We start from the raw sequence: 24,334 nt of genomic DNA on the forward strand, positions 1-24,334 counted from the left end.
AAGGCGGATGATACGGATTATGTTATTGATACCTTAGTTCCTGCTGCAGTGTAGCTCAATTCCTGCGGACTCTATATCTGCTCCCATCGGTGGATTTCGTTTGGAAAGCTGGAGTTCTATTTCTTCAATACAGAGGAATTGGTCAAAGAGTTTTTGTATAATCCGTCCGCTAACGTGTTCCAGCAATTTTGAGGGAACAGCCATTTCATTTTTTATCACCTGATGTATTTCGGCATAGTTGACAGTGTCGGCAACTTCGTCTGTCTGGGTCGCTTTGCTGATATTCACTTTCACTTTCAGGTCAATGATATATTCATTTCCAATTAGATTTTCTTGCGGTGTAACTCCATGATAGGCGTAACAACGAATTCCTTTCAAAAGAATATAGCTACTGTTTATTTTCATATACTGTCTTTTTAGTGTAATCTTCCTGTGTATTTTATCAGTTCACAAATCTTATCATTGAGCGTTTTTGCTTTCATCAACTGCTCCAATGTGAGGTGCATCCGGTATCTCCAATAATTTCGCGGATTTGACGGAACATTGATTCGTTCTTCTGTCACATTCGGGTTTCTCCATTTCTCGTCTATCGATAACCAGTCCTGGAAAGATAAGATACAGAGAATAGAGTTACTATTGAGATGATTGCGTACGATTTCCTCGCATAGCTCCGGAGTCGCACTTGTCGGTGCGGTGCCGTAGTGCCCTAATGTTGTATTATAGTATCGTTGGGTCTGTTGATAATCTTCTTCCCACCAGCCTCGCAGAGTAGACATGTCGTGGGTAGAGATTGTGCAGACAGACCGGTATGGATACTCATTCAAATTCCCGAATTCATACATTGGATTTTTAGGCATCCGTTGAATTTCCAAGCTAAGAATACGGAGATCGTTCATCACTGATGATACACAAGCGGGGATCATTCCCAAATCCTCTCCACAAACCAACATACGGGTTGATTGTGTCAGTTGGGGTAACTTCTTCATGGCCTGTTGATACCAGAACTCATTGTGTCGATGATAATAATACTGGTCGTATAGTTTGTTAAAGGCCTTTTTCTCTTCTTCGTTTAGTAATCGGAATACGTAATCCCGTTGTACACCGATGCGGGGATGATACTTTCCTTTCTCTTTTTTGTCCGCAATAAATAAAACGTTGCTGATTAACGAATAAAGTCCTTCCCGAATCCAGATACTATCTTCATCATTTCTGCCGGCAAAGAATTGTTCTACTTCCCGCTGTGTCTCGAATCCCGGCTTCATGCGATAGGTACCGGAGTCGCCAACTAATTGGAGGAAGTTTTGTTTTACTAGATTGGTATGTGGTCCGAACAGCTGTCCAAGGAAAGATTCATGAATGGATGGGATCAGGTATTCATCCCGAAACGTGAGACCGTAACTTTCGATTTCTTCCCGGCTCATTGGGAGAGAAGGATCAAACTGACCTAGCAATCCGTGTACGGAGTGCATTGGTATTTCCCAGATACGGAAGAATCCGAGAATATGGTCGATTCGGTAAGCATCGAAGTATTCCGCCATTTTCTGGAAACGCTTCATCCACCAGCGGTAACCGTCTTTTTCCATGACATCCCAGTTATATGTGGGGAATCCCCAGTTTTGTCCGTTGATGGAGAAATCATCGGGGGGAGCACCGGCTTGTCCGTTGAAATTGAAATAATGGGGTTCTGTCCAGGCTTCCACACTGTTGCGGCTGATTCCGATTGGAATATCTCCCTTTAATACGACACCCTGTTGGCGGGCATATTCGGTCGCAGATCGCAATTGCAGGTGCAGATGATACTGAATATAGTAATACAATGAGATATGAGGATAATCTGCACTTTCCGGCCGGCACATTTTTTCTATATCTTTCGCATCATAAAGGGAGTGCCTCGGCCATTTGCGGAAATTGGGCGTTTTGTAAGCATCGCGCAGATAGCTGAAGACTGCGTAGGGTTGCAGCCATTCTCTGTTGGTCTCAAAGAAGTCTTTGAAACCTTTGGAAGCCAAAACCTTTTCTCCTTCTTGGCGGAATAGCAAGTTGAAAAACTCCCATTTGGTCTGGTTGACTGCTTCATAATCAATAGTAGGCAGGCTGTTCAGTTCCTGCTGCTTTTTACTGAATTTCGATGCAGCTTCTTTGTCTTTCAGAGTTCCCATTTGCCTGATATCCGCGTACATCGGGTGGAAGGCATAAATGGAAATGCTGTTATAGGGGTAAGAATCAGTCCATGTGTGAGTCATGGTGGTGTCGTTGACCGGTAAAATCTGAATGACTTTTTGATGAGTGCGCACTGCCCAGTCAATCATGCGTTTCAAGTCACCAAAATCACCTACTCCAAAACTTTTCTCAGATTTTAAAGAGAATACAGGTATAGCGATTCCCGCACCTTTCCAGACGGGAGTGTCGAAATATACATACCGGTCGGAGATCACGAGCGTTTCGTTTGTCCTCAGCTCCGGATCTGCCAAATAACGGTTGGGATTTTTCTCCCAGCAGTCCGCCTTTTTTTCTTGTTTGTTGTAGAGGATGAATTTGTATTCCAGCGGATATTTTAGTTTGCTGGCATCCAGTTCTATCTGCCACTCCGGAAAATTGGCATCACTCATAAGAACCGCTTTGTCCGGGTCCCAATGACCTAATGATTTCTGGTTACCACAAATCGCCAGACAATCATTTCTGTTGATATGCGGGGCATAGGCTTTGATAACCAGTCCCTTCTTATAACTTTGCGGGATATTCTCTTTCTCGGGATGTGCCAGTAAGGCTTCTGTAAAAGCAGAACTATAAAGATATAATTGTTCCGGGATATTTTTCCAACAATCATTGATTCTGTATCGCTTTCTGGAAGTACCTGATATGAAAAGGGATCTCGGAAAACTGTCCCATTCCTTGCGGATAACGATTCCGTTTTGTTCTATCTGGTAGCTGTAATTGATAGACATCCCTTCTTGGGGGACTTCAAGCTCAACTTCCGTCGTCCAATAGATGCCATCGGTGGTGCGTAAAGGTATTGATTCCGGAAATAAACCGGAAATTTTTACTTCTTCTCCCCAGCTGGTGCGATATTCAATATTAAATGATAGAATCATATATATTAGATTTTAATTGTATATGTAAAACACTGCAAGTATAAGACATTTTTTTGAATAAAAAATAAAAGGAGCCGCACCGGGCTCCTTTTAATCTTTTGTTTATATATTAATTAACATACATAGGACCATTACCCACACCTGGAAGCACCGCAAGTAGTACAAATCAGACAGCCTTCCTGATAAACCAATGTCTCATTGCCACAGTTCGGGCATTTCTTTCCTTTGGCTTCCGTACCATCCTGAATATACTTCTTCAATGCACGTTCCACACCGTTTTTCCAAGTATTGATACTTTCACTGTTCAATTGGAGAGAGCCAACCAGCTTGATAACCTGTTCAATCGGCATCCGGTAGCGGAGTACGCCGGAAATCAATTTTGCATAGTTCCAGTATTCTTTGTTGAACTTCTCTGACAATCCTTCAATGGTCGTCTTATATCCGCGTTTGTTCTCGAATTGGAAGTCGTAACGTTTGGTTCCGTCTTCATCTACATTTTTGATGATACGTCCGCAAGTCACGCTCTTAGGCAACAAGATACCTTCATCATCATCTTGCAAACCTGTGAATATTTCATAAGGGTGTCCATCCAATAATCCGACAAAAGCCACCCATTTTTCCTTGTTGTTTTGGAAACGGACAACATCTGCTTCCAATATTCTCGGGCGTACCTCTACAACCGTAGGCGGTTTGCAAGGAGGCAGCTCCTCTTTCTTTTCCTTATTCGATTTAGTAGAAATCAAAACTCCGGAGCGTGATCCGTCGCGATATACAGTGCAGCCTTTACAGCCGGATTTCCATGCTTCTACATACAGGCGGTTTACTAAATCCTCGTCTACATCGTTCGGCAGATTGATCGTCACGCTGATGGAGTGGTCTACCCATTTCTGGATCCTTCCCTGCATCTTCACCTTCATCAACCAGTCGACATCGTTGGAAGTTGCTTTGTAATAAGGAGATTTGGCTACCAGTTCGTCAATTTCTTCTTGGGAATAGCGCTTTGTCGGATCATATCCGTTAGCTTCCATCCAAGTCACAAACTTGTGATGGAATACGATATATTCTTCAAATGCATCTCCGGTTTCGTCTACAAAGTCTACATGTACATTCGTATCATTCGGATTAACCTTTCTTCTGCGTTTGTAGACTGGCAGGAATACAGGCTCGATACCCGAAGTGGTCTGCGTCATCAGACTGGTGGTTCCGGTTGGAGCAATTGTCAGACAGGCAATATTGCGGCGACCGTATTTCTTCATATCTTCATACAGTTCCGGGTCAGCTGCTGCCAAGCGTTGGATGAACGGGTTGTTCTGTTCACGCTCACTGCTGTATATTTCGAAAGCCCCACGTTCTTTGGCCATTTCCACAGAAGAACGGTATGCGCCGAGAGCTATTGTCTTGTGTACTTTCTCAGAGAATTCCGTCGCTTCTTCCGTTCCATAGCGTAATCCCAAAGCAGCGAGCATATCGCCTTCTGCCGTGATGCCTACACCCGTACGGCGACCTTGTCCACTCTTTTTATATATTTTCTCCCAAAGCGTGCGTTCCGCATGTTTTACTTCTTCATTTTCCGGATCTTCGTCAATCTTGTCCATGATACGTTCGATCTTCTCGAGCTCGAGGTCGATAATGTCATCCATGATACGTTGGGCGAGAGCTACGTGCTTTTGGAACAAATCAAAATCAAAATAAGCATCCGGCTTGAATGGATTCACCACATAAGAATATAGATTGATAGCCAACAGGCGGCATGAATCGTAAGGACATAGGGGAATTTCTCCGCATGGATTGGTAGATACAGTTCTGTAGCCTAGATCTGCATAGCAATCTGGCACGGATTCACGGATAATTGTATCCCAGAACAGGACACCCGGTTCTGCTGATTTCCATGCATTATGAACAATCTTTTTCCATAAGGTAGAAGCGTCGATCTCTTTGGTAAATGTCGGTTTGGCAGAATCGATAGGATATTGCTGTACATACGGCTTTTTATCTACGGCAGCCTGCATGAAAGCATCGTCCAGTTTGACAGAAACATTTGCTCCGGTCACTTTGCCTTCAGTCATCTTAGCGTCAATGAATGCTTCTGAATCCGGATGCTTGATGGATACACTCAACATCAATGCACCGCGACGTCCGTCTTGAGCTACCTCACGAGTCGAATTCGAATAACGTTCCATAAACGGAACAAGACCGGTAGAAGTCAGTGCCGAGTTTTTAACGGGAGAACCTTTCGGACGAATGTGCGATAAGTCATGACCTACTCCACCGCGTCTTTTCATCAATTGTACCTGTTCTTCGTCGATTTTGATGATAGCGCCGTAAGAGTCGGCTGCACCATCCACTCCAATAACGAAGCAGTTGGATAGTGATGCAACTTGATAGTCGTTACCGATGCCTGTCATTGGGCTACCTTGGGGAACGATGTACTTGAAGTGATCTAATAAATCATACAGTTCTTTGGCTGTCAATGCATTCGGATACTTCGATTCTATGCGTGCCACTTCATTTGCAATTCTCCAATGCATGTCTTTCGGGGACTTTTCATAGATGTTACCGAAAGAATCCTTTACTGCGTATTTGTTTACCCAAACCCTTGCAGCAAGCTCGTCGCCTTGAAAATATCGTAAAGATTCTTCATAGGCTTCGTCGTAAGAATAAATCTGTTTTTCCACGATTCAATTTATGCTAAATCTTATTTTTAATAAGTAATGTGTAGAAGTTTACTTACCGTTAACAAATGTGTCCGCAAAGCTAAGAATGTTTTTTCATCTATCCAAATGAAAATGAAATAATTTATTAACAGGTTGTAAGTTTTCTATTCGTTGATGCTAAGTGCTTGATAAACAAATGGAAGCGAACTTTGTTTAAAGGTTAAAGTTTTCCAAAAAGAAAACTATTCTATTGGAATAGTGTGGTGAAATGTTTTTTCCTTTTTATATCTTTGCAAAAAAAAGATATGTTTGAAACCGTAAAGAACAGAAGAACTATCCGAAAATATCTACCTAAAGATATAAATTCGAGTTTGTTAAATGATTTGCTCGAAACCTCTTTCCGTGCTTCTACGATGGGGGGGATGCAACTTTATAGTGTAGTTGTGACTCGTGATGCAGAAATGAAAGAAAAACTTTCGCCTGCCCATTTCAATCAGCCTATGGTTAAAAACGCACCGGTTGTATTGACTTTCTGTGCTGATTTCCGTCGTTTCAGCAAATGGTGTGAACAACGGAAAGCCGTGCCCGGCTATGATAATTTAATGTCTTTTATGAATGCGTCCATGGATACTTTGCTCGTTGCTCAGACTTTCTGTACACTGGCAGAAGAAATAGGACTCGGCATTTGTTATCTGGGGACTACCACTTATAATCCTCAAATGATTATCGATATTCTTCAACTGCCAGAATTGGTATTTCCTCTTACAACAATAACGGTAGGATACCCGGATGGTATTCCCGCCCAAGTCGACCGTTTACCTTTGGAAGCTGTTGTGCACAACGAAAAATATCACGACTATACAGAGGAAGAGATCGATAAGCTCTATGCTTACAAAGAATCATTGCCGGAGAATAAGCAGTTTGTCGAGGAAAATGAAAAAGAGACGTTGGCTCAGGTTTTCACAGATGTGCGTTATACAAAGAAAGATAACGAATTTATGTCTGAAAACCTATTGAAAGTACTCCGCCAACAAGGCTTCTTGAAAGAGTGATGAACGTTTAGTGATTAGTGATTAACGACTTTAAGCATTATAAATGCACAGCTTATTAATCACTGATCACTATTTTAGTTTCTCTTTTTCAGTAACGATTCTATTTCCTGCACTTCTGCATGAAAGCTCTTGTCTACCTCTAATTGTCCTTTTACGGTTTTGCAGGCGTGAAGTACCGTTGCATGGTCTTTGTTACCGATGAACTTGCCTATCTTGGAAGTTGAAAAGTCGGTGTGATTTTTAGCTAAATACATGGCGATCTGTCGTGCTTGAACGACCTCTCTTTTTCTGGATTTTGTATGTATGGCAGACGGCTCCAGATCGAAATGCTTGCATACCACTTGGAGAATATCGTCAATGGTGATAGCTTTCGTTTCGTTGTGAACCACTCCATGTACAATGTGTTGTGCCAAATCCAGATCTATTTCCTTATTGAAAATAGTAGAACGAGCCATGATGGCGATGACGATACCTTCTAAATCACGTACACTCTCATTCACATTTTCAGCAATATAGTCAATCACTTCTGCCGGGAATTGTAATCCGTCACGGTGTATCTTGTTGCGCAGAATATCTTTGCGAAGTTCTACGGTCGGCTTTTCAAGTTCGGCTACCATACCCCATTTGAAGCGGGTCAGGAGACGTTCTTCGATACCTTGCAACAATACAGGAGCGCGGTCCGAAGTCAATATGAGCTGTTTGCCATTCTGGTGTAAATGATTGAAGATATGGAAGAAGTTGTTTTGCGTCTTAGTGACACCGGCAAACTCCTGGATATCATCAATAATTAATACATCGATCGTCTGATAAAAATTAATAAAGTCGTTGGTCGTGTTATTGCGTACAGAATCTGTATATTGCACCTGAAACAAATGTGCCGAAACGTACAACACTCTTTTTTCTGGATAAATTTCTTTGATTTTCGTGCCTATTGCATTTGCCAGATGTGTCTTTCCCACTCCAGATGCTCCATAAAGAAACAGCGGATTGAAAGCGGTCCCTCCCGGCTTTTGTGCTACAGCTTCTGCTACACTTCTTGATAGTTTATTGCTGTATCCTTCAATGAAGTTCTCAAAGTTATAATTAGGATTCAAATGCGGATCCAGATCCTGAACAGCAGGGGCCTGTAGGAAATCGGGAGCTTTGTTTCCTCCTCCGGTTATGCTTTTAGGGGTAACAGCTGTAGAACGATTACTTGCTTCAAGATTCACCGTTTGATTCGGAATCGAAGTCTTGTCCACCATGACGTTGTACATCAACTTGGTGCCTTCGCCAATAACCTTATATAATGTCTTGCGTATTAGATCTACGAATCTCTCCTCCAGAATTTCATAAAAAAACTGGCTAGGGATCTGTATGATCAAAGTTTTGTCCTCATATTTCAATGGAACAATCGGGGCAAACCAAGTGTTATATGTCGTATCGGGAACATTGTCTTTAATTATTTCAAGACAGCGGTTCCAAAGTACGACATGATTTGATTCAATCATAGTAACTTTTAATACATTTATTAATTAAGCAAAACTTCTACATTGCAAAATTCGGAATCTTATTCGGAAAAAACAAATCTATTCTTTTCTTGTTTTTTTCATGTAAACAATAATGCGTTTACTTTCAATGACTTATGCATTTGTTGTTGGATACACTCAATTTACCCTCTCTTGCATTTTTGTAAGTATGTGTAAATTAACGTCTTATGCATTTGAAGTTAGCGTTTTTCCTCATCTGTGTACGTTTGTACGGGAATATTATTTCGGTTTATATATAGACATTTGAAGAGCAATCTACTTTCTTTGGAAAGTTTCCCGTTATTTAGATAAAATCTATATAATGAGAATTTGCTACTTATCTTTCTTGCCGAATAATGAGAAGTGAACGTATCGTTTCGGATGCTCTTTCAGGTCCTCTAATAAGCTGGCCGCATTTTCAGTTGTAGCGTTCAGATTATGGTATAAAGTTGGGTCGTTGAAGAGCAGGCCGAGTGTGTTATTCTTGCTATTTAGTTTCTCTGTAAGCATTTTTACGTTAGCCAATGTCTCGTCTATTTTTTTGAAAGTAGCTGCATAATCCACCTCTTTCAGATTTCCGCTGATGGCCACAAAGTTGTCTCCGATGGTGTTCAGTTTACTTGTGAGCTGGGGGATATCACTACTCATCAGTCCTTTTACTTGTGAACTGACTACTGCCAGGTTGGCGGTTGTTTTTTCTATCGAGTGCAGGGTGGCGGGAATGCTCTTGTCACCTAAGATATTGTTCAGGGAGATGAGGATAGAGTCCAGTTTAGGCAGCATCTCTTGCACTTTCGGTATCAGTTTTGCTGCGCTCTCCATCATTCCGTTGTTCAGGGTTCCGGGGATAGTATCTCCTATGGCATATTTTTCACGTGGGTTGTTGGCTAGAAGAATATTCATACGTACGCCTCCCATAAGTTCGGATACAAGTTCGGCGGTACTTCCTTTAGGAATCCGCAGTTCGGTGTCCAGTTCTACTTCGACAATCACATTTCGAGGTTTGGAATAATCATAAAAGATGTCGCGCACAATACCTACACGGACACCGTCGGCAAATACCGGACTTGATTTTGTGAGTCCGTTTACATTCTCAAATTTGGCATAGAAATAGCTGGAAGGCTGAAACATGTGTATACCTTTCAGCCAGTTGATTCCATATATAAGCACACATAGTGCAACGATACCTGCAATACCTATTCTGACTTCTTTTGTAATGTACTTCATTTTATCTTTTTATTTATTTTTTCTTTTTTTGAATTCGGCAATCGCTTCACGGACGTCCATTTTCTCTCCATTCCGGAAAGCGATGATGAAAGCATCCTTGAATTGTGCCATAATAGTGCGTTTCGTACGCAACACTTTGTTGTAATTGGTAGAGGCCCCATACGTGTATTTGTATATTCCCCCTTCTTTATAATAATCTACGTCTTTCAGTCCTTTCAGTCGTTTGTCATTTTTGGTGAGAGGCTTGGAAGAAGTAAGTATCTGTATCTTAAATGTAATGTCACTGTCATCGGTTGCACTTTCTGCTACAATGGGGCGCTTCGGCGCTGTTGTTGTTGCTTTGGCTGATAATTCCTGCTGTTTAGGAGCCGTATTTACGATTTCAGTATCCTTTGGGGTAACTTCCGGGGGGGTGTTTTCTTCCTGTTCGTTTGGGATAATCGTTTTACTGGCTCCGGTAAGACGTAGCTCATGTTCTCGTTTGTAATTCAGGAAAGCTCGGTAAATACCTTTGGCCATCGTTGCGGATCCCTCTTCGGAATTCAGATAACGTTCTTCTTCCGGAGTAGAAATAAACCCTAATTCTATCAGAATGCTGGGCATGGCACTTGCTTTTAAGACAAGGAATCCGGCTTGATGCACTCCCCGGTCTGCCCGTTTACAGGTTTGGCGGAACTGCTTTTGCACCAATGAGGCCAAATGTACACTTTGCTCCATATATTTGTCCTGCATGAACTCAAATATAATATATGACTCGGCAGAGTTCGGATTAAAACCGGCATATCTTGTTTTATAGTCACTTTCGTAGAGGATTACAGCGTTCTCCCGTTTGGCGACTTCCAGATTAGCGTTTGATTTGGCCAACCCCAGCGTCCAAGTTGAAGCTCCTTTGGCTGTGCGGTTGTTTGCCAGTGCATTGGTGTGAATGGAAATAAAGAGATCGGCCTTTGCATTGTTCGCAATTTCTGCCCGTCGATCCAGCGGAATAAAGACATCTTTGTTGCGGGTATAGATCACTTTGACATCGTCACAGTTTTTTTTGATCAGATTTCCCACTTTCAAGGCGACGTTCAGATTGATCTGTTTCTCTTTCGAGATTTTGCCTATGGCACCCGGATCATGTCCGCCATGTCCGGCGTCAATAACTACTACAAAATCTTTCCCCCATAAGTGGCTGGTACATGAGGGTAGAAAAAGTAGCCAGAGGCAAATGAATATATATAATATGTACGATCTATTCAGTTTCATATCTATAATATGGTGCAAATGTAGTAGAAATTTGTAGAAAACTCATGATTTACCATTAAGTTTTGTGTTTTTTTCGGTTTAATGATAGCTTTTTTCCTGAAATCTCCGTTACTTTGCGCTTCGAAGTTAAAATGTACGACGATGCTTAGGTTTTTGAAGAATTGGACGTTACCTATTGCTATGCTGGTAGGTGCTGTAGGTTATCCACTGTTTATCAGTCTTTCTTTCTTGACTCCCTATCTTATTTTTACGATGTTGCTATTGACCTTCTGTAAGGTATCTCCCCGTGATTTGAAACTTAAACCTCTTCATTTGTGGTTGTTGCTGATTCAGATTGGTGGAGCATTGGTTGCTTATCTGTTGCTTTATCGTTTTGATAAAATTGTGGCAGAGGGAGTGATGGTTTGTATCATTTGTCCGACAGCTACGGCTGCTGCGGTGATTACTTCTAAGTTGGGAGGGAGTGCGGCCAGTTTGACTACTTATACATTGATAGGGAATATTGGAGCGGCTATTGCCGTACCTGTTCTTTTTCCTTGGGTGGAGGTACATCCTGATATCACTTTTGGAGCGGCATTCTTTGTCATTTTGAGTAAGGTGTTTCCGTTGTTGATTTGTCCTTTTCTGGCTGCTTGGTTGTTGAGTAAGTGCTTGCCAAAAGCACATCAGAAGTTATTGGGGTATCATGAGCTTGCTTTTTATCTGTGGGCTGTATCTCTGGCCATCGTAACAGCGCAAACATTCTATTCATTACTTCATGAGCCAGCGGATGGTTTTACGGAAATCCTGATTGCCATTGGGGCTTTAGTAGCTTGTTGTTTGCAGTTCTTTTTGGGTAAGACAATCGGTTCTATTTATAATGACCGTATCAGTGGCGGGCAGGCACTGGGACAAAAGAATACGATTTTGGCTATTTGGATGGCACATACTTATCTAAACCCATTGTCCGCTGTGGCTCCTGGTTCGTATGTGTTGTGGCAAAACATCATCAATAGCTGGCAGTTGTGGAAGAAGAGAAGAAATGGGGATATTCGTATCGGTAACCAAATAAGAACATAATTATGGCGAAGAAAAACAAGAAGTTGAATTGAAAGAGCCTGTAAGGATTAGTTGTAAACAGCTTGTCATACGTTAATATTTACCTGTAAAGAGTGATTTCCCTTTCTCTGTGTAATACTTTATGAAATCGCTTTTATGAGAAGTATATGCATCCCGGTCATGTTCATATTGTTTCCACAGAGTGAGTTTAAGCCGTTCATACTCTTTGGCAACGGAGGCATTCTGTAAAAGATAATCTCTGAAGTATAATTCATCATTATCTCCCATCTGTCGTAGATGCAGATGAAATGTCCGTTCGGCAAAGCCTTGTAATGTATAACCTTTATTAAAGTCAATTCGGTTGCAGCTTTCTGCCATACAGATATAACCACATCTTTCAATTGCATTTTTTAAATCTGCCAGTTTCTTTTCTTTGTGACTCTCCACAAGTATGTCTATAGTAGGTTTTGCCCAGATGTCTTTGATGGCAGTGCTTCCTATGTGGCTGATACGGCTAATGTAGGGTAATTCCTTTTGTAACAGTTCCTCTTCTTCTTTATACCAACTTATCCAAGTGCTTTGGTGAGGAGTTAGAATGATAGGGAACAGCTGCCACAGTTCTTCTAAAGACAAACTAGTCAATTCTTTTTGTTTCATGGTTATTCTTTCTATGATGTAATCTACAAAGTAAGGAAAAAGCAGGAAGAGAAGCCTTGAATGATTTCAAGTCTCTATTCAAATTAACGTTTTTTAGATAGATAACTACACAGAACAAAGTGTTTTGCGGCTTGAAACAAAGTGTTTTGCGGCTTGAAACAAAGTGTTTTGCGGCTTGAAACAAAGTGTTCACCGTATTGAAACAAAGTGTTCCACCGTATTGAAACAAAGTGTTCCACCGTGTTGAAACAAAGTGTTCCTTATTAAAAGGATTGTTTACTGTGACGCTTTTTCAAAAAACAGGCGGTGATAGGTGATAGATGAGGTGATAGGTTAGTAACAACCTATCACCACTCTGTAAATACGATGAATAAGGAGTTTCAGGACGACGGTGATAGGATGAAAGAGGATTTTCGTTTTTATGTATGAGAGAGCTGTATACTCATTGACCGAATTATCTGACATTTGCTATCGACCTGCCTCGTCGTTCATTCGTTGTACCAACTTTTGGTGTTGACCGGTCAATTCAGGAAAATGTCTTTTTATGAATTGACCTAACGAGCAGTCATTTAATCCGAAGCGTCGTGCCAATGATTTCAGGCTCTCGGTCGTTGTCCCGTACAGGTGTACGACTTCGGCGTATTTCTCCATACTGCGACGCAACACCATCCTACCGCTTTCCGACTGCACCATTCCAAGTTCGGCATATAACTCCGGTTCATGTTCTTTCAGATATTGTCGGAAACATTCCGGATGCAATCCGAACTCGGCGGCGACCTTGGCTGTCGGCAGCCCACTCTCTTTCAGCCGGCCGATGGCTTCAGCGTATTTGGCTTTCGTCGCGGGATTATATTTCCGGATTCCCGACCAATCTACAGGCAGCCCTTCCTCACAGGGTATGCCGTTTCGTTCGCATATCAGTTCTGGATACCAGCGATGCAGGTGTTCGTAGAATCCCTTTCTCGGTACGCCTGTCTTTTGGGCTATCTGTGCGGCTGGTAGAAGCGTCGTGCGGTACAGATGCACTGCTTCGGCATATTTCTCCACCGTCCCCGGCGAGGGTGCATGAACGGTGCCCCGACCTGTTATTTCTCCTTTACGTTGTCGATGCACTGCTTTCTGGCGTATTTCAATGCGTCGCTTTACCAAATCCTTGTGGTAAAACAGCAGGTGCTGTTCCAAACCGGAGTAGGAGACCCCGCACTTGTCAGCAGCTTCCTGCGTAGTGATGTACGAGTTGCTGTTCAATAGTTTTATTGCTTCGGTATATTGCTCTTTGCAGTGCCGACGCATGCCGCGCTGCAGGTGGTCGCTGATTCCCAGTCGCTCGCGCACTTCCTCCCGCCACTTGATCATCTCGGGATAGTGCGTACGCAGTTGGCGGCCGAGGTTCGTCCCATCGAGCCCGAACTCGCGGGCGATCTGCGAGACATTACATTCGATGTAGTCCAAACTCCCGCACGCCTCGATGGCATCCTTATATTTGACCCGTGTGGCAGGCAGTTGTCCGCGAAGCTGACTCATCTTGATATGGTAGGCCTCCTCGCGACTGCAGGTTATGTCGTACCGCGCAAGTATCAGCTCGCGGTGATGCCTTGAAAGATAGCCTTGGAATCCCGATACCGTGATTCCGCATGTGCGGCAGATCTCCGCGCAAGACAACCGGGTCGATCGGTAAAGCTCGATCGCTTCATGATACTTTGCTTCGGTCTCCGGTTTGAATCTTCGGGAGCGGTTACTATCGTTATGGCCGTTATCGGGAGATGTTGTCCGTTCGTTCACTAGTTCTTTTTGTAATAGTCCGCATACCATTGAGCAAAATTTCGTAGTCCATCGCGGAGCGATGTCGAAGGTTTGAAGCCTATCTGCCGTTCCAAATCTGAAGTATCCGCATAGGTTGCCAACATATCACCGGGCTGCATGGGCACTGACTGTTTGTGCGCATCGAAATCGAAACCTGATGGCAGGACACTGGCGGCAATTAGTTCTTCCTGTAAGGTTTCCACAAATTCGAGCAAGCTCACCGGGGAACCTGCTCCCACGTTGTATATGCTGTACGGAGGTTTCGAGATTCCCTTCGTGTCTGTCACTCTCTGTGGCGGACATGACATGATCCGCACGATACTCTCCACCACATCGTTTATGTATGTGAAATCTCGGAGACAATGACCGTGGTTGAATATCCGAACAGTTTCTCCGGCAACAAACTTGTTCGTGAAGTCGAAATAAGCCATGTCCGGCCTTCCTGCCGGTCCATAGACCGTGAAGAAGCGTAGTCCTGTGGTGGGGATATTATACAGTTGTGAATAGGCGTGTGCCATCAACTCGTCCGCTTTCTTTGTGGCAGCGTAGAGCGAGACGGGGCTGTCGGTTCGCTCTACAGTCGTAAACGGGGCTCTTCTATTCAGTCCGTAAACGCTCGATGAACTAGCATATACGAAATGCGTCACTCCGGAATGACCGTTATCACAAGAATGGCGGCAGGCCTCCAACAGGTTATGAAAACCTATCACATTCGAGGATATGTACACATCGGGGTTGGTTATACTGTAGCGCACGCCGGCCTGTGCTGCTAGATGGACTACGGTTTGCAGATTGTAGTTGTCAAACAGGCGCATTATCGTGTCCTTGTCCGCTACATCACCTCGAACAAACCGGAAGTTTTTGTATTTAGATAATTCGTTCAGCCGATACTCTTTGAGAGCCACATCGTAATAGTCGTTCATGTTGTCGATGCCGACAATTTGTAAGTTCGGGTTTTCCCGAAGAAGCCTTTTGGTAAGATGAAAACCGATGAAGCCGGCTATGCCGGTGATGATGACAGTTTTTTCAAATGTAGTTTTTCCCATTTTACTAAATGTCTGTTATAACTTATATAGGTGATTGCCATACCTCTTTACATTTCACATCAGGACCATAACATACACGGTATGGATTTATCCTTGCATTTTTTTTCTTTGAAAAGAAAGAAATTGCTATTTTGTGGCAAAATAAAAGTGATAACAATCATGCAAACAATCTTTCGGACATACAACCGGTTAATCGAACGGAGTATATTTCCCCACCGTAGGTGCCTGTACGACAGCATACAGTGGCAGGAACGTCTCATCGGGATAAAAGGCGCAAGAGGTATCGGCAAGACAACTCTCTTGTTGCAACATATCCATGACAATTTCCCTGACAGGAGCAAGGCACTGTATGTTTCGCTCGACCATCTGTGGTTTTCGGAGCATTCCATCATGGAACTGGCAGAGTATCATTTTACACATGGCGGTACGCACTTGTTTTTAGACGAGGTGCATCGTTATCCGTTATGGATTCGCGAGTTGAAGAATATATATGACAGCTATCTGGATTTGCATGTGGTCTTCACCGGTTCTTCTTTGTTGGAACTCAACAATGCTGTTGCCGATCTTTCACGTTGCTGCCGCATGTATGAGTTGCGGGGACTTTCCTTCCGCGAATATCTGGAGTTTGAAAATATTGCCCACCTTCAGCCGATCAGGCTTACCGAATTTCTTTCAAGCCACGAACAAATAGCCGCTTCCATTGCTACGAACATCAAAGTCATGCCCTTGTTCGAGGAATATATCAAGCATGGGTGCTAGCCTTTCTACAAAGAGACGGATGCGGATGGGGATGGTGAGCGTATCCGTAACATTGTGAATACTGTATTGGAGAATGATATTCCTGCGGTAGAGCGTTTGGAATATGAAACCATACTCAAGACAAAACGCCTGATGGTCATACTGGAGGAAATAGTTCCTTTTACACTCAATATCACCACGCTATGTTCAACCCTCGGTGTGAGCTGCAACCAACTGATGCGGCTGCTTGCCTTGTTGGAGAGATCTGCGCTCATCCGACAGTTGTTTACAGAGGCAAAAGGGTTAAAACAGTTGGTCAAGCCGGAAAAGATCCTGTTTGACAACCCCAACCTGATGCATGCCCTCAATCCACAGGCCGAAACAGGAACCATACGCGAATCTTTCTTTGCCTCCATGTTGGCAGCCAAGCATCGCATACTGGCAGCCAAGGAAGGGACGTGTTTGAGATTGGCGGCAAGGGAAAAGGCTTCAAACAAATACGCAATATACCCAACAGTTTTGTGGCTGCCGATGAAACTGAAATCGGGTACGGCAATAAAATACCGCTGTGGATGTTTGGATTACTGTATTAATGTGGAAGAAGATGAGCAGAGGATACTATTAGTTCTCCACTCGACTATCTCTCCAGAGTAAAACCTAAATAACAAGTTTGTTATAGAGGAGACCATGGATTATGATATATACCCAGCATTTGCTTACCTATATACCAAAAGAACTTCATGTCGTCAATAAAATACCTTCTGAACAGACGTTTGGGTTCACATAAGAACCTATACAGCCATTCAAGACTCATTTTTTGCCATATCAAAGGTGCGCGTTTTTTCATTCCTGCCTCAAAGTCTATCGTGGCTCCTAAAGCCATAAACAATTTGACACCAGACATACGGGTCTTGTATTTGGCAATCCATTTTTCCTGTTTAGGAGCACCTACACCAACGACCAACACCGTAGCACCCGAAGCATTTATCCTGTCGATGATTTCACTACATTCTACTTCATCTTTTTCAAATCCGAATGAAGGAGAATGCGTTCCGATGACGATTTGAGTCCCCAACTTCTTATTAATCCGATGCATGGCTTTTCGTGCAACCCCTTCAGCAGATCCAAGCAGGAAAATCCTGCAATTTGGGTTATTTTTATGATGGTTATAAAAATCGCAGAAAAAACTCGAACCGGGAATAGTTTCCTTAATCGGTTGTTTCAGTATTTTGGAGGTATACAGGATAATACGGCTGTCGCATATCACCCAGTCAGCACGACGATACGCATCGTAAAACTCCCTGTCATGTTGTAGTTTCACCAAATGATCCACGTTGGGTGTATAAAGCACTCCCTTGTCCATCTGTTTCAACAAATCCTCTTCTGAAACAAAGAGAATATCTATGTTAAGGATATGGCGTTTCATAATCAAAATATGGTGTCAGCATTATTGGTATGCTTCCAGTAAAGTCTCCCGAGCACTTTTTTCCGTGAAATTCGCTATTACACGGAAATACATCTTACGGGAATAGCTTTCCCATCCCCCGCTTATCCATATCCCGAAGATGACATTGGCATACATCACGGCATTATCCGCTTCCGATATAACCAACCTGTCATCATCAACGACCTGCCGGTTGAATCCTACATTGGAAACAACAGGAACGATTCCGCATCCCATAGCCTCGGTCAAAGAATTGGAATGCCCTTCCCGATAGTTGTTTGACGGAAATAAAAAGAAATGGCAGGTTCTCAGATAGGGAAAAAACTCTCCAACATCCTTTCGTCCCCAAAAGCGTACCTTACCACTAATGCCTGCTTTCAAGATATTTGTCTCTAATTCCTGTTTGTACGCATCTGAACAGCCACCTATTAAGTCCAGTGTCGGTGATATCCCACGTTCATGCAGAATGTGGCATATCTCCAACATCACATCGATATTCTTAGCCGGTACGATACGTCCGAAATAGACAAGCCGACACTGTTGCATCTCCCTTTTCGGATAGCCTCCGATCGTGAATCTATCTTGAATATAGTTTGGATAATATAGAGCCGGCTTCCCGAGTTTATCTTCGATAAAACGCACATAATCGATGCCTTGGCACAGCACGGAATCATTGCGCTTCAACAATGACAACATGCCGTGTTTGTATAAATTTCCTCTCTTTTCGTACTCTTTAATCATGTCTCCGTTCCGGATGTCATAAACTGTTTTGTGACTCAATACCTTTGCTGTCAGGATGAACGCCCATTCCACATACATCAGTTCTCGATAACAGCCAACGATGTGCAACGTTGCCTTTCGATGCATGAACAATAGTGTCACAAGTCTCATCCAAGTATAAAGGAGTCGTGCCACATAGGACAGCAGAGACTTTTTCCGTACAGGTTTCTCAAGCAGAATGATACAAAAACCTGCTTCACGAAGAATTTTCATAGTCTTCATACATCCCGCTTCCGCCCCTCCGATTCGTTCCGGAGAGACAGATTTCCCGGTAGGTCCGTAAATGATTATATACCTATTCATAAAATCATCATCAAAAGCAATGAATATACTGACACCGTAATCTGTCATAAAATTGTCTTTTTCTGATTTTTCGGCCTCTTTATGTTCCATGGAAGGAAGGATGGCATTCAGATTTTCGGCAATAAAACCGTAATACTTGAAGAACGCTAAAGGAAAGAGCACAAGAATAATGCAAAGCTATACTATGATTCTTGCAGCTTGGCGACGGTCATCCATGAATAGCCACCGAGGAATGTCACCAATATCACCCAAAACAACACCAGCGTATAATAGGCATTCCACTGCATATACAAGACAGCATCAGCAACAACAGAATATTGCTGCCGCGACCCTGTTCTTGTTTTCCAATCATATGGGACAGTCCGTAATATCCTTCGAATATCAGGAAACAGGTAAAGAAACTGAAATGAGTTGAAAATCATAAATCTTTATGGCATATATAGATGTCTTCTCTTCTATTTAATCCGTATTTATTAATAACAGGGTCTGGAAAATGAAAAACTTCCAATCTGAATCCTATTTTCTCCAGACGTTCCTTGTAATCCATACCATATATTCTGACATGATCATTCTGTCCAAAACGAAGATACTTTTCTGAAGGCAATGTCGCATTAGAATCCTCAATAGTCTCTGGTAGTATTGGGGATATGGGAACCTGCAATATAGCTTTCCCTCCTTTCTTTAATACCCGATAAAACTCAGACATGGCTTTCCGGTCATCTTCTATATGTTCAAGTACATGATTGCATATAAGCAAGTCGAACTGATTGGTAGGGAACGGCAAGCACAAGGCATTCATTCTTTTCACATAGGATGGATAAGAATATCCTTCTGCAAAATAATCACCACAAACATAATTGAGATTTTTATTCATAATAATATGCCTTGCGATACCTTTTTCCGGGGCAAGGTGTAATATCTTTTCTGGAAAAGTACCATCGAACAATTTCTCTACGTCCCTAAGATATAAAAAGACCAACCTCTCCTTATCTGTCGAATTGCATTTCCAACATGAGGCTTTGCGTTGTCCCATGCCTATTATCTGATATTTTTCAGTCACTTCACTATAAATCCCTCTATATCCCAAATCTTTTGCATGAAACCCACAAATAGGACATTCATATTTATTCCCTATATGGAATGGCCTTTTTATCGTTTTCTGAAAGAAAAACTTTACAGGAAGATAATAAGATCTCAAGTGTTTCTTTAATTCCGTCATTATGTGATAACAATATTCTCCCATAATTTTTAAAAGGTAACTACTCAACAATTAACAAATGTCGAAATAATTGCATATACTGTGAACTGCATAATTCAATAGAGAATATGGAGAGATATGTATTATATAATTTTTCTTTATCTATTCGTTCTCTGTTTTGTAAGAAATCAAGGATAGTCTGTTTGTAATCTTCTTTTGAGAATGAAGGAGCAATAAAACCTGTAATACCGTCTTTTACTACATCTACCACTCCACTACAAGGCGTGCAAATGGGTATGCAACGACAAGCCAATGCCTCTATCAAAGTTATCGGCATTCCCTCATAGAGAGATGAAAGACAAAACGCATCACACGAGTATAAATAATCGGCGATATTGTCTTTTACTCCGAGATAATGAACGGTTGATCCAGCCATCGACATCCATTGTTGCCCCAATTCATTGGATTCATAATCCCCTATAAGTAGAAGTTGCAGATGCCTTTCTTTTTCCGCCAATTCATTCACAGCCGAGATTAACATACCTATGTTCTTTTGCGGAACACCTCGTGCAATGGACAATAAGAGAAGATCATCCGGATGTTTTTTCAGTTGCTTGACAAAGTTTGTTACAACATTGTGGTGTTCGCTTTTGGAAGGCTGTTTACGACCATTATAAATCAAGATATCGCAGGTGAGATTAAAAAAAGTTTGGAATGACTCTCTATTAGTTTGAGAAATTGTGACGACATGCAACATTTCCATTTTCAGCAACCATTTCCAGATATTGCGAAAATAGCGAACTATGCCATGTTCTGCTTCGTTATGTAGGGTTTGTACGTAACAGGCCTTCCGATAAAATAATATCGTAAATAAGAAATAATGAACTATGCAATGTATATGCACGACATCAGGTCTTAATCTTTTAATCGTTTTATAAATTCTTATAGGGTAAGAGATATGGAAACCATCGGACAAATTCAAAGATAGAAATTGTATCTTCCTTGATATTTGCGGAAAATAGAAATCTTCTTTAAGTTCCTTGCGGTTTTTCAATGTGAGTACTACCACTTCATCGGTATTGCTCAATTCATTGCTTAAATCCACTAATAAACGTTGAGCTCCTCCTGCTTCCAAAGAATTAATACATTCTACTATGCGCATTTATTATTTGCTTAAAAGTTTGCATACTTTTTTGCTATCATTCTCCAAGGTTGATTCTCTGTATGATATTTTTCCCGAAGATTGTTCGCCATGGTCTCTTGGTGTTCTTGATTGCTCAATATGCCAATTAGTGCATCGGCCAAAGCTTCGGCATCGCATGGTGGAACCAACATACCGGTTATTCCGTCGTCTATTTGGTTCTCAATACCGCCTACTCTGGTTGCGATGACGGGTTTCTGAAAAGCGAAAGCAGTCATAATTACCCCGCTTTGTGTGGCATCCATGTAAGGGCAACATACGACTGTCGATTCTTGTATCATTGAGGTTAACATTTCTGTCGGGATAAATCGGTTGATGATTTCGATATATTTTTTGTTCTCGTAAACTTCGGGTTCTATGTACATTTTGCCACCACCTGCAATTGTAAGTGTTGCTTCAGGAATCCGTTCATGTACTTTCTTCATCGCTTCACATAAATATTCTATTCCTTTGTAACGTGATATCCGCCCAAAGAAAAGGATGTTCTTCTCTCTGTTCTGTATCGGATAAGCTTCATTCGCAAAGACCTTGTAAACGTCGTAAGCACTTAATTCATTTACTAAAACATGTTTTATGTTGATACGATGTTTCTTGCAAAAATCATCCGATTGATTTTTGTTTAAGAGAATGAACTTTTTCCCCAATCTGAAATAAATCCATCGAAATAAAAGCTTCCTGAGTGTACTCTCTCCTGTGTGGAGAACCGGATCATGGATAACGAACCTTATCCTATTCCGGAACTTGTATAATAAAAAACCTGCAATTTCAAAAGGCTGCGTGATTATCTTATCGGGATTAATTTGCGAGATGGTTCTCGACAGTTTCCAATACAGGTATAACGAGAGCGGATGAGTATCTTGACGATGCACTTTATTTATGACGAAGAATTTATCCATGTCCAGGTATGACGAAAACCGTTGCAATTCAGCGTATTTGTTTGCTGGTATGATGTCATTTTCGGGATGCATTCCGGCAATATCTATCAGTGTAGAGCGCCGGTTATATTCGGCAAGCAGCATGAAATAGTAAACATCATACCCTTGCTGCTGAAATGCTTTTATCAAAGAGAAGTCATAATCGGCAAAAGCAGGGGATGACAAATATACAATTTTAATAGGTTTCATAGACTATTTTTATTGAACCTAAATCCGCAACAGATATAGAAACAATGAACAAGCGGCCAATCACTTCTTACAGTGAATGGCACTTAAAGAAGATTATGAACGGTTTAAAAAGTATTGTACATAAAAATATTACGGGATCAAAGGAAAAGAGAACTCTATGATAGGATTCTAATTAGATTTAATATATAGTCCTAATCAATAGGACTATGAGGTAAGTCTTCTACCTTCACATAATTCCTTTTACGAGATTCTTGTTTTATCCGATTATTGAGCCAATGAATAGATTTCAGACTTCTTTTCAAGAATGTCTTCCAACTATTTGAGTAGTATTCATAAGCATCGCATTCTGATTCTGAATTGCGCACGTCTGTTCTATAAAGATCTTTTTCTTTAAATTTTGCCATTACCCAAATTGGCATTAGAGTCTCTGAATAAAAGCCATCTACACGAGAACGCCGCGAAATACCTCTTCGCCCTAATTCTTTATCCCATTTTCCCAACACATCAAAAAGAAAAGAAGAGTATTCATCAAAAATATCTTTGGTTGTAATAATCATATTCTTGCCCCATGCCTCAGTACCATATACAATCTTGTTGAAGGATTCCATCAGTTCCGGATAATCTGATGAGATGATGCTCTCCAAAATAATCCAATCCCGATTATCCTGTTTCTTGGGCATACCTTTATGTAATGTCATTGTATCATTTGGTTTTACCCTCATATAAGGAACTATTAGCTTATGTTTTTTCAAAATCCGAATTATTTTTTCTTCCGGCATTATGTCATCTTTAAACGACCGGGCGAACAAACTGTTTTTCATAAAATATCTGCGATAATGAACCAAACCGCAAATATCACAATCCAAATTTTTCCAAGCCCAATAATGTGCAGTCAATTCACAATACCATGGATTTTGATGAGCAATATTATCTTCTATACTATCCGTCAAATAACCTTTGCGTTTGGCTTCTTTTTCTGTTATTTCGTTACCAACCTTTATAACTTGATACCCTTTAGGTAATATAGAGTCATCAAAAAGCTTATGTGTTACTACCATTATCTTTACATTCTCCATAATGCCATCTTTACTTTTTATACATTTTCAGGACTTGTTCTATAATAGGAGCCATATCATAATACTTATATTCTCCGAGCCTGCCACCGAAAATCACATTCTCTTCTTTTCGGGCTAATATCCGGTATTCCTCAGCCAACCGATTATTGCGTTCGTCATTCACGGGATAATAAGGCTCCATGCCATCTTGAAATTCAGTGGAATACTCTTCACTTACAATAGTCTTAGGGTAATCATATACTTCCTGACCAAACATTTCGAAGTGTTTATGCTCGATTACTCGTGTATAGGGTCTGTCGTGACTGGTATAATTCACGATAGCATTGCCTTGGTAATTAGGAGTGTCTTCCACTCTCGTCTTAAACGATACCGTTCTCCAGTCCAGTTTACCCAACGAGTAACCAAAATATTCATCTATAGCTCCTGTATATACCAGATTCTTGGCATATTTCATCCAATCTTTGTATTCTGAGGTGAAAAAGTCAACACTAACCAATGTTTCAATGCCATTTAGTAAACTTTCTATCAATTTATTGTACCCACCAACAGGAATTCCCTGATATTTATCATTGAAATAGTTATTATCGAAGACAAAACGCACTGGTAGTCTGCGTATGATGAAGGCCGGAAGTTCCGTACATTTACGTCCCCACTGCTTTTCGGTATATTCCTTAATCAGCTTTTCGAAAATATCCTTGCCGACCAAGGTAAACGCTTGTTCTTCAAGATTCTGTGGCTCATGTCCATCAAGCGCTTTTATAGCTTCCGATTTCTGCTCGTCAATTTTGGCCTGAGCTTCAGCTGGAGTCTTCACTCCCCACAGTCTATTGAATGTATTCATATTGAATGGCAGGTTATACAACTCTCCTTTATAGTTTGCTACAGGATTATTTGTGTACCTGTTGAAATCAACAATAGAATTCACAAAATTCCACACCTCTTTGTTGGATGTGTGAAATATATGCGCACCATATTTATGCACATTGATACCCTCTATTTTCTCACAATAGAGATTACCACCAAGTTGAGGACGTTTGTCTATTACAAGACATTTTTTGCCTGCCTTTTTCGCAAGGTAAGCGAATGTTGATCCAAACAAGCCGGAACCAACTATCAGATAATCATATGCCTTTTTCATAGACACC

General features: G+C 41.5%; 21 protein-coding genes. 4 read left to right on the forward strand and 17 right to left on the reverse strand.

What is annotated here, in order from left to right; translation table 11 throughout:
* Positions 1 to 33 precede the first annotated feature (33 nt).
* The 3 genes from folB to AB9N12_RS10745 form a co-directional block, all read right to left on the reverse strand.
* The gene (gene folB / locus AB9N12_RS10735) at positions 34 to 405 is read right to left on the reverse strand and encodes a dihydroneopterin aldolase (RefSeq protein ID WP_369892040.1); all 372 of its coding nucleotides are present in this window, start codon (positions 403 to 405) and stop codon (positions 34 to 36) included.
* Between the two features lie 11 nt (positions 406 to 416).
* Entirely contained in the window at positions 417 to 3,092 is a 2,676-nt protein-coding gene (locus AB9N12_RS10740) for a 4-alpha-glucanotransferase (protein ID WP_369892042.1), read from the reverse strand.
* Positions 3,093 to 3,223: 131 nt separating this feature from the next.
* A complete protein-coding gene (locus AB9N12_RS10745) occupies positions 3,224 to 5,767 on the reverse strand; it encodes an adenosylcobalamin-dependent ribonucleoside-diphosphate reductase (protein WP_369892043.1) in 2,544 nt (847 codons plus the stop codon).
* A 284-nt stretch (positions 5,768 to 6,051) separates the two neighbouring features.
* Here AB9N12_RS10745 and AB9N12_RS10750 point away from each other — a divergent pair, with 284 nt between their 5' ends.
* Positions 6,052 to 6,798: an NADPH-dependent oxidoreductase gene (locus AB9N12_RS10750; protein WP_369892044.1), complete on the forward strand. Its 747-nt coding sequence runs from the start codon at positions 6,052 to 6,054 to the stop codon at positions 6,796 to 6,798.
* A 74-nt stretch (positions 6,799 to 6,872) separates the two neighbouring features.
* Here the strand turns inward: AB9N12_RS10750 and dnaA are convergent, their stop codons facing one another.
* From dnaA to AB9N12_RS10765, 3 genes are all read right to left on the reverse strand, one after another.
* Entirely contained in the window at positions 6,873 to 8,288 is a 1,416-nt protein-coding gene (gene dnaA / locus AB9N12_RS10755; RefSeq protein WP_369892046.1) for a chromosomal replication initiator protein DnaA, read from the reverse strand.
* A gap of 351 nt (positions 8,289 to 8,639) precedes the next feature.
* Positions 8,640 to 9,533, reverse strand: a complete 894-nt coding sequence (locus AB9N12_RS10760; RefSeq protein WP_369892047.1) for an MlaD family protein — start codon at positions 9,531 to 9,533, stop codon at positions 8,640 to 8,642.
* 9 nt (positions 9,534 to 9,542) lie between these two features.
* The gene (locus tag AB9N12_RS10765; protein WP_369892049.1) at positions 9,543 to 10,781 is read right to left on the reverse strand and encodes an N-acetylmuramoyl-L-alanine amidase; all 1,239 of its coding nucleotides are present in this window, start codon (positions 10,779 to 10,781) and stop codon (positions 9,543 to 9,545) included.
* An 81-nt stretch (positions 10,782 to 10,862) separates the two neighbouring features.
* Here AB9N12_RS10765 and AB9N12_RS10770 point away from each other — a divergent pair, with 81 nt between their 5' ends.
* On the forward strand, positions 10,863 to 11,840 hold the full coding sequence (locus AB9N12_RS10770) for a transporter (RefSeq protein ID WP_369892051.1): 978 nt from the start codon (positions 10,863 to 10,865) through the stop codon (positions 11,838 to 11,840).
* Positions 11,841 to 11,912: 72 nt separating this feature from the next.
* Here AB9N12_RS10770 and AB9N12_RS10775 read toward each other — a convergent pair whose 3' ends face one another.
* From AB9N12_RS10775 to AB9N12_RS10785, 3 genes are all read right to left on the reverse strand, one after another.
* Positions 11,913 to 12,476, reverse strand: coding sequence for a GrpB family protein (locus AB9N12_RS10775; protein WP_369892053.1), 564 nt, complete (start codon positions 12,474 to 12,476; stop codon positions 11,913 to 11,915).
* 468 nt (positions 12,477 to 12,944) lie between these two features.
* Positions 12,945 to 14,258: a hypothetical protein gene (locus AB9N12_RS10780; protein ID WP_369892054.1), complete on the reverse strand. Its 1,314-nt coding sequence runs from the start codon at positions 14,256 to 14,258 to the stop codon at positions 12,945 to 12,947.
* Positions 14,258 to 15,325: an NAD-dependent epimerase/dehydratase family protein gene (locus AB9N12_RS10785; RefSeq protein WP_369892056.1), complete on the reverse strand. Its 1,068-nt coding sequence runs from the start codon at positions 15,323 to 15,325 to the stop codon at positions 14,258 to 14,260. The genes AB9N12_RS10780 and AB9N12_RS10785 overlap by 1 nt, the downstream gene beginning before the upstream one ends.
* Positions 15,326 to 15,484: 159 nt before the next feature.
* On the opposite strand from AB9N12_RS10785, the gene AB9N12_RS10790 reads away from it, so the two are divergent.
* Both AB9N12_RS10790 and AB9N12_RS10795 read left to right on the forward strand, forming a co-directional pair.
* On the forward strand, positions 15,485 to 16,084 hold the full coding sequence (locus tag AB9N12_RS10790; protein ID WP_369892057.1) for an AAA family ATPase: 600 nt from the start codon (positions 15,485 to 15,487) through the stop codon (positions 16,082 to 16,084).
* A 54-nt stretch (positions 16,085 to 16,138) separates the two neighbouring features.
* Positions 16,139 to 16,717, forward strand: a complete 579-nt coding sequence (locus AB9N12_RS10795; RefSeq protein ID WP_369892059.1) for a hypothetical protein — start codon at positions 16,139 to 16,141, stop codon at positions 16,715 to 16,717.
* A 19-nt stretch (positions 16,718 to 16,736) separates the two neighbouring features.
* Here the strand turns inward: AB9N12_RS10795 and AB9N12_RS10800 are convergent, their stop codons facing one another.
* The 8 genes from AB9N12_RS10800 to glf all read right to left on the reverse strand — a co-directional run bounded on the left by AB9N12_RS10800 (position 16,737) and on the right by glf (position 24,327).
* Positions 16,737 to 17,489, reverse strand: coding sequence for a WecB/TagA/CpsF family glycosyltransferase (locus tag AB9N12_RS10800; RefSeq protein ID WP_369892060.1), 753 nt, complete (start codon positions 17,487 to 17,489; stop codon positions 16,737 to 16,739).
* 21 nt (positions 17,490 to 17,510) lie between these two features.
* Complete coding sequence (locus AB9N12_RS10805; RefSeq protein ID WP_369892062.1) at positions 17,511 to 18,752, reverse strand: glycosyltransferase family 4 protein; 1,242 nt, start codon at positions 18,750 to 18,752, stop codon at positions 17,511 to 17,513.
* Positions 18,753 to 18,772: 20 nt separating this feature from the next.
* The gene (locus AB9N12_RS10810; RefSeq protein WP_369892064.1) at positions 18,773 to 19,012 is read right to left on the reverse strand and encodes a hypothetical protein; all 240 of its coding nucleotides are present in this window, start codon (positions 19,010 to 19,012) and stop codon (positions 18,773 to 18,775) included.
* On the reverse strand, positions 19,009 to 19,833 hold the full coding sequence (locus AB9N12_RS10815) for a class I SAM-dependent methyltransferase (protein WP_369892066.1): 825 nt from the start codon (positions 19,831 to 19,833) through the stop codon (positions 19,009 to 19,011). Before AB9N12_RS10815 ends, AB9N12_RS10810 begins: the two co-directional genes overlap by 4 nt.
* A 16-nt stretch (positions 19,834 to 19,849) precedes the next feature.
* The gene (locus AB9N12_RS10820; protein ID WP_369892067.1) at positions 19,850 to 20,950 is read right to left on the reverse strand and encodes a glycosyltransferase; all 1,101 of its coding nucleotides are present in this window, start codon (positions 20,948 to 20,950) and stop codon (positions 19,850 to 19,852) included.
* Between the two features lie 11 nt (positions 20,951 to 20,961).
* On the reverse strand, positions 20,962 to 22,113 hold the full coding sequence (locus tag AB9N12_RS10825) for a glycosyltransferase family 4 protein (RefSeq protein ID WP_369892069.1): 1,152 nt from the start codon (positions 22,111 to 22,113) through the stop codon (positions 20,962 to 20,964).
* A 191-nt stretch (positions 22,114 to 22,304) separates the two neighbouring features.
* Positions 22,305 to 23,189 (reverse strand): DUF4422 domain-containing protein, encoded by an 885-nt coding sequence (locus AB9N12_RS10830; protein ID WP_369892070.1) that lies wholly within the window; start codon positions 23,187 to 23,189, stop codon positions 22,305 to 22,307.
* A gap of 10 nt (positions 23,190 to 23,199) precedes the next feature.
* Positions 23,200 to 24,327: a UDP-galactopyranose mutase gene (gene glf / locus AB9N12_RS10835; RefSeq protein ID WP_369892072.1), complete on the reverse strand. Its 1,128-nt coding sequence runs from the start codon at positions 24,325 to 24,327 to the stop codon at positions 23,200 to 23,202.
* Between the last annotated feature and the right edge of the window lie 7 nt (positions 24,328 to 24,334).

It is taken from the genome of Bacteroides sp. AN502(2024), from assembly GCF_041227145.1.
Taxonomy (GTDB): domain Bacteria; phylum Bacteroidota; class Bacteroidia; order Bacteroidales; family Bacteroidaceae; genus Bacteroides.

What these genes read in the sequence shown, in the direction of transcription:
- folB (WP_369892040.1), bottom strand. Translation starts at nt 405, where the DNA reads ATGAAAATAAACAGTAGCTATATTCTTTTGAAAGGAATTCGTTGTTAC.
- AB9N12_RS10740 (WP_369892042.1), bottom strand. Translation starts at nt 3,092, where the DNA reads ATGATTCTATCATTTAATATTGAATATCGCACCAGCTGGGGAGAAGAA.
- AB9N12_RS10750 (WP_369892044.1), top strand. Translation starts at nt 6,052, where the DNA reads ATGTTTGAAACCGTAAAGAACAGAAGAACTATCCGAAAATATCTACCT.
- dnaA (WP_369892046.1), bottom strand. Translation starts at nt 8,288, where the DNA reads ATGATTGAATCAAATCATGTCGTACTTTGGAACCGCTGTCTTGAAATA.
- AB9N12_RS10760 (WP_369892047.1), bottom strand. Translation starts at nt 9,533, where the DNA reads ATGAAGTACATTACAAAAGAAGTCAGAATAGGTATTGCAGGTATCGTT.
- AB9N12_RS10765 (WP_369892049.1), bottom strand. Translation starts at nt 10,781, where the DNA reads ATGAAACTGAATAGATCGTACATATTATATATATTCATTTGCCTCTGG.
- AB9N12_RS10770 (WP_369892051.1), top strand. Translation starts at nt 10,863, where the DNA reads ATGATAGCTTTTTTCCTGAAATCTCCGTTACTTTGCGCTTCGAAGTTA.
- AB9N12_RS10775 (WP_369892053.1), bottom strand. Translation starts at nt 12,476, where the DNA reads ATGAAACAAAAAGAATTGACTAGTTTGTCTTTAGAAGAACTGTGGCAG.
- AB9N12_RS10785 (WP_369892056.1), bottom strand. Translation starts at nt 15,325, where the DNA reads ATGGGAAAAACTACATTTGAAAAAACTGTCATCATCACCGGCATAGCC.
- AB9N12_RS10790 (WP_369892057.1), top strand. Translation starts at nt 15,485, where the DNA reads ATGCAAACAATCTTTCGGACATACAACCGGTTAATCGAACGGAGTATA.
- AB9N12_RS10800 (WP_369892060.1), bottom strand. Translation starts at nt 17,489, where the DNA reads ATGAAACGCCATATCCTTAACATAGATATTCTCTTTGTTTCAGAAGAG.
- AB9N12_RS10810 (WP_369892064.1), bottom strand. Translation starts at nt 19,012, where the DNA reads ATGATTTTCAACTCATTTCAGTTTCTTTACCTGTTTCCTGATATTCGA.
- AB9N12_RS10815 (WP_369892066.1), bottom strand. Translation starts at nt 19,833, where the DNA reads ATGGGAGAATATTGTTATCACATAATGACGGAATTAAAGAAACACTTG.
- AB9N12_RS10820 (WP_369892067.1), bottom strand. Translation starts at nt 20,950, where the DNA reads ATGCGCATAGTAGAATGTATTAATTCTTTGGAAGCAGGAGGAGCTCAA.
- AB9N12_RS10825 (WP_369892069.1), bottom strand. Translation starts at nt 22,113, where the DNA reads ATGAAACCTATTAAAATTGTATATTTGTCATCCCCTGCTTTTGCCGAT.
- AB9N12_RS10830 (WP_369892070.1), bottom strand. Translation starts at nt 23,189, where the DNA reads ATGGAGAATGTAAAGATAATGGTAGTAACACATAAGCTTTTTGATGAC.
- glf (WP_369892072.1), bottom strand. Translation starts at nt 24,327, where the DNA reads ATGAAAAAGGCATATGATTATCTGATAGTTGGTTCCGGCTTGTTTGGA.